This is a genomic window from Moorena sp. SIO4A5, from assembly GCF_010672005.1.
Taxonomy (GTDB): domain Bacteria; phylum Cyanobacteriota; class Cyanobacteriia; order Cyanobacteriales; family Coleofasciculaceae; genus Moorena.
This window is the reverse complement of sequence record NZ_JAAHHZ010000396.1, coordinates 1-4,392: the sequence shown is the minus strand read 5'-3', so window position 1 is coordinate 4,392 and position 4,392 is coordinate 1. Positions and strand designations below refer to the sequence as shown.

Annotated in this window: 2 protein-coding genes; both read left to right on the top strand. The window is 42.5% G+C overall.

What is annotated here, in order from left to right; translation table 11 throughout:
• Positions 1-20: 20 nt before the first annotated feature.
• The gene (locus F6K57_RS37750) at positions 21-2,057 is read left to right on the top strand and encodes a DUF4157 domain-containing protein (protein ID WP_293073531.1); all 2,037 of its coding nucleotides are present in this window, start codon (positions 21-23) and stop codon (positions 2,055-2,057) included.
• A 253-nt stretch (positions 2,058-2,310) separates the two neighbouring features.
• Positions 2,311-4,140, top strand: coding sequence for a DUF4157 domain-containing protein (locus F6K57_RS37745; protein ID WP_293073528.1), 1,830 nt, complete (start codon positions 2,311-2,313; stop codon positions 4,138-4,140).
• Positions 4,141-4,392: the final 252 nt, after the last annotated feature.

Below are 4,392 nucleotides of genomic sequence, written 5' to 3'. Positions count from 1 at the left end.
CACAAGATCGAGATCAGTCAATAGTATCGGGAAGTAGGAAGCCAACATACCACCCCATCGAGGAACTGCAAGGGATAATCGGTAACCAAGCACTGGGTCAGTTAATTAAATCCCAGCCCAATAAGTATGGACAAGTTCATCGAACCCAAGATCCTCTGCTGAATAGTGTTTCCCCTGTTAGTGGGCAGTCAATTCAGCGAATGCCAATGTTTCGGGGACTTTCCCATGAGTTAAGGGGCAATTGGCAGCAGGGGAATTTAGTGCAGGCGAAGCTGACTATTGGTGAAGCTGGGGATAAGTATGAGCTTGAAGCTGACCGAGTAGCATCGGAAGATGTAGACCGGATTAACGCACCTATCCCGAATAAAACCGGATTACCAGATAAGCTCAAAGCAGGAGTGGAAAACCTGTCAGGATATTCACTGGATGATGTCAGAGTTAATTATAATTCCCCCAAACCGGCGCAGATACAGGCACTAGCCTATACCCAGGGGAAAACGATCGAGGTGGGTCCGGGGCAGGAGCGACATCTGCCCCACGAGGCGTGGCATGTGGTGCAGCAAATGCAGGGACGGGTCAAAGGTACCACCCAAACGAAGGGTATCATGGTCAACGATGAGAAAAGCCTAGAACAAGAAGCTGACCTGATGGGAAGACGAGCAGTCACACAAGCAGAAGTTCCCAAACCGGCATTGAAAAAGACTAATCCCCAGCACAGGTTGTCGACTTTGGCTCATCAAACTTCATCGATTCAGTGCATGAAACCAACGGATCCAATAAGAAACGATGTTGGGATTGTAACCTTCGATCAGTACTTGGATAACTTAGTTTATGTTCTGAATGAAGTGTTTGATTCTCTAAGAGAAATTGATGAAACGCAACTGATAAAAAAGATAATCAACGAACTTGGTATTCTTCCAATGATGCTAATTTCACGGGTCAGGTCTATGAAATCGTGGAAAGAGTTCGCGAGGAAACAGTTACCCGATGTCAAGAAGGTATTCGAAAAGGGATTGAATTTAGTTTCATTACAAGCCGAGGAGGAGAACTATAGTTTTCAGAAGAGTGGTCAATTAGCCAAAGCTTTAGAGAAGCTATATCGTTTGCATATTTATATGGAGGGAATAGTTACCTTACCTGAGAGACAGAAACAAAGTGATCTAGAGCTACCTGAAACCGGAAAAAGTACGAAGTTAAAAGAAGGAGTTGCTAAGATAGCGGGATCAAATGTTGTTGCTGCTGCTGATACTGCCCAGACAGGTACTGGTGTAGCTTCAGGTGGTATAGGTCTGCTAGAAGCAGCTTCAGAAGGTATAACAGGACCGGCAGCAGCATTAGCCAGTTCCACACCAAGTTTCACATTAGGTGGAATTAGTGTTGGTTTTGGTCTGCTCGGTACCCTAGTTGCATACAAAAATCGTAAAGATGCGCGTAAAAGCAAAGCTCAAATCAAATCTCTTGAAGATAGATATACAGAACTCAAAGGATCAACTTTTACAACTGCAGCTTACACAAATAAAAAAGCAGGCAGTAAAGTGGCTCGATCGAGTAACGATATGATATCAGGCTCATCTGCAACGGGAGCAGGAGCAGCAGGACTAACAGCTGCCGGTTTCACAGTTGCAGGACTAGGAGCTGCTACAGCTACTGGCATAGGGGCAAGTGTAGTTGGTGTGATTGTTGGATTAGGCGCTTTGGGGCTTCTCGGGTACAGAATATTTAAGAGGATACGTCATAAGCAACCTAGTTATATTGAAAAAGAGCTAATAGCAATGTGGAATGATTCAAGTCAACGGCAGTTCGCTGAATACATCATAAAGGAGCATTTAGATATGTCGATTACTCAGCCTCCTGATGAAAAAGAACTAAAGAGGGCAATAGAGCAGAAGAACGAGAATATACGTTTATGGGCTGCTAAAAAAATTGTAGAAGAGTCTATAAATGGTAGCCCATTGGACCGGGCATACGCAGAGGCACTTATAGGTTCCTTAGGAGTTGATCCAAATATACCGGACACAGATAAACTTATTAAAAAAGTAAAACATAATTTGAAATAAGCCTTTTCACCCAAGCCTTAGTACTGATTTGCTAAGCAATTGGATTTTAGCGATCTAACTCAGCCCAGGTTGAGCAGTGCGATCGCGGATCTTGTAGCTCTTGTAGGGTGGGCAAATGGACATGATTCCTGATGAAATTGCCAAAATATCATAATTTGCCCACCCTACCCTACTGAATGCGATCTGCTCTGTTGTTGCTTGGGTTAACAAAGGAAGCTATGCCACATTGGTAGGGATGTAGCGCGGTCTTGGGGTGAACACCCCCAGTGCCATTCGGCTATATCATGATGATGTGACTGTTAAAGATTTAGTCAAGCTCATGGGTAATCTACGACAAAGCCAAACCAGACAGACACAAGCTCGAGATCAGTCAATAGTATCGGGAAGTAGGAAGCCAACATACCACCCAATCGAGGAACTGCAAGGGATAATCGGCAACCGAGCACTGGGTAATCTAATTAAATCCCAGCAAGACTTATCTCGACAAGTTCATCGAACCCAAGATCCTCTACTGAGTACTGTCTCCCCTGTTAGTGGGCAGTCAATCCAGCGAATGCCAAGGTTTCGGGGACTTTCCCATGAGTTAATGGGCCATTGGCAGCAGGGGAATCCAGTACAGGCGAAGCTGACTATTGGTGAAGCTGGGGACAAGTATGAGCTTGAAGCTGACCGAGTAGCATCGGAAGTAGTGGATCGGATCAACACACCAGTGACTAGTCACAGCACTCAACCAGAGTCGATTCAAGCTCAAGGTCAGCAAGATGAACTGATGAGGAAGCCAATGGTGCAGCTTCAATCTGTAGAAGGTGGGATGGCAGCTACCCCAGAGTTGGAAAGCTCAATCCAACAGGCAAAGGGGTCGGGGATGCCCATCGCCGAAAGTATCCGGAAACCAATGGAACAGTCGTTTGGAGCAGATTTTAGTGGAGTCAGGGTTCACGCTGATGCCCAATCTAACCAGTTGAATCAATCTATTCAGGCTCGTGCTTTTACTACAGGTAAAGATATTTTCTTTCGGCAGGGGGAATATAATCCTGGGAGTCGAGGAGGGCAAGAATTGATTGCCCATGAGTTAACCCATGTGGTACAGCAAATTGGTAGTACAGTACAGCGACAAACAGAAAGCCAAGACTTTAATCAGGGTGTAATACAACGAAAAATTATTACTTTTAAGCCTCAACATCCTAAAGCAGAATCAGCTTACACTCCTGAAGAAAAGGAAGGAAAAGAAAAAGCTGAGAAAGTAGATAATGAAGTAGAAAAAGCGTTTGATGAATTTATAAAAGGTAATTATGATGGTGCATCAGAAGCCCAGAAACTAATTTATTTTAGGCGCAAGCAAGAATATGAGGACGGAAAGAAAGTTATTCATCCCTCGACGGCAGCCGGTTACGTGATTGAAGGAAAAGCAAATGTAGGAATAAAAGCCTTGGGTTCTGAATTTGAAACTCAAAATACTACTCTTCTCAAAGGAACTAGACCTGACGTTGCCATAAAACTCAGTACAGGAAATTATGCATTGGTAGATATTACAGCACAGAAGAGTGCCGGGCACATCCTTGATAAGAAAGGAAATTGGACTGGACATGCCAACATCCCCTATGTCGCTGAATCTATTTATCCTAGTATAAATTTTGACGATCCCAGCAGTACCAAATCCTTGAGTGATGATGAAGTAGAAGCTGCAATTAAAGCAGCAAAAGAGAGTGAAGACTTTAAGAAATTAGCAGAACAGGAGTGGCTAGAACAACAAGAAAATATCTTTAAAAAATATCAAGAAAAGGTAGAAGACATCATAGATAATTTTAATAGAGACATCAAAGAAGGTGGAAAGCCTAATAAGGCTATTTTTAGATTAAACCAGCGTACTCGGCAATCATGGCTAGAAGAAACTGGATTAATGATACGCTTAAATACTGATATTAATAAGGATGATTATACCCTTAGAATTGACAAATACAACAGTCGCAATTACAAAGAACAGGTTGAATTTTATAAGAACAATTTAAATAAAGAATACAGAGTTAAACAGAATAATTATAAAGCTATAGAGCAATGGCTTGATGATAAAATACTTAACTAAATCTTCTAACAGGGGGACAACGAGGCATGAAAGTCTTATGTAGTGAGCGATACAGCAGAAAGAGATAAAAAAAGATAGGTCAAAAGTAATAGCCCTGACCTATCTAAACAAAATGATAGCGTGCGCTATACCAAAAAATTATCCCAAATCAGCTGCATCACACAGCATATCTATTACTAGACTTGATGGTAATTAGTTTACAATTACTCAAAGAGGTTAAGTTAGAAGTCTTAGCCGAATCCCTGCCGTTAC